This is a genomic window from Luteibacter sp. P4_E6 (assembly GCF_056401535.1).
The window spans coordinates 1-1,520 of the sequence record NZ_JBFUJE010000747.1; the positions used below are offsets into that span (position 1 = coordinate 1).

1 protein-coding gene is annotated in these 1,520 nt (G+C 61.6%); it reads right to left on the reverse strand.

Annotation, left to right across the window (positions count from 1 at the left end; translation table 11 throughout):
• Positions 1-227 precede the first annotated feature (227 nt).
• On the reverse strand, positions 228-1,520 hold a 1,293-nt coding region (locus AC1DT2_RS23075), incomplete at its 5' end, for a S16 family serine protease (RefSeq protein WP_477299004.1).

Here is a 1,520-nt window from a genome sequence, read left to right on the forward strand (position 1 = left end):
CGTGGCGCCCTTGCGGCGCGGACGATTGYGGAGCCGCCTTTATACCAGTGCCCTCCCCCCATCGCAATACGAGCAATACCAACGCTTTCAGCGCGTATGCATCCTTCACGGAGGCTTGCGCGGGGAGAGAAAAACGATTATCGCGAACCAACAATGACAGGACAGCGAAAACGAAAAGGGCGCACTTTCGTGCGCCCTTGTTCCCGATACGAAACGATCAGCCGGGATCAGTGCGTGAGCGAAGGCGAGCCCTTGCCCTTACCCTTACCCGCCTTGGCCTCCTCGATGGGCACCTCGACGGCCTCACCGCCATCACCGGCCTTCTTTGGAGCCGGGGGACGCTCGAGCGCGAGATTGAGCACCTCGTCGATCCACTTCACCGGATGAATCGCCAGCGAGGTGGTGATGTTTTCCGGCAGGTCGATGAGGTCCTTGCGGTTCTCCTCAGGGATGATCACCGTGGTGATGCCACCGCGATGAGCCGCCAGCAACTTCTCCTTCAGACCGCCGATCGGCAGGACGCGACCACGCAGCGTGATCTCGCCGGTCATGGCGACCTCGGAGCGCACCGGCACCTTCGTTAGAGCCGACACGAGCGCCGTGCACATGGCGATACCAGCACTCGGACCGTCCTTCGGGGTAGCACCTTCGGGCACGTGGATGTGGATGTCGAGCGACTGATGGAAGTCGGGATCGATACCCAGCGCTTCCGCCCTCGCGCGAACCACGCTTAGTGCCGCCTGGATCGATTCCTTCATGACATCGCCGAGTTGGCCCGTCTGGATCAGGCGACCCTTGCCCGGAACCACGGAGGCCTCGATGCTGAGCAGATCGCCGCCGACCTGGGTCCAGGCAAGACCGGTGACCAGGCCCACCTCGTTCTGCAGTTCCGCACGACCGAAGTCGAAGCGACGCACGCCGAGGAAGTGGTCGAGGTTTTCGCCATCGACACGAACCTGATCCGGCGCCAGCACCTTGCCCTTCACTGCCTTGGCCGCGGTCTTCTTCACTTTGGCCTTGGCCTTGGCCGGTACCGTGCCCAGCGCGATTTCCTTGACGACCTTACGGCAGATCTTGGAGATCTCGCGCTCGAGGTTACGCACGCCCGATTCGCGCGTGTAGTAACGCACAATGTCGCGCAGCGCATCTTCGCCGACTGTCAGCTCCTCGGCCTTCAGGCCGTTGGCCTTCAGCTGCTTGGGCACGAGGTACTTCAGCGCGATGTTGAGCTTCTCGTCTTCGGTGTAACCCGGGATACGGATCACTTCCATGCGGTCGAGCAGCGGACCCGGAATATTGAGCGAGTTCGCCGTCGCGATCCACATCACCTCGGAGAGGTCGAGATCGACTTCCAGGTAGTGATCGTTGAACGCGTTGTTCTGCTCCGGATCGAGCACTTCAAGCAGGGCCGACGACGGATCGCCGCGGAAGTCCATCGACATCTTGTCGATCTCATCCAGGACGAAAAGCGGATTCTTCGTGCCGACCTTGTTGAGGTTCTGCACGATGCGCCCCGGCAT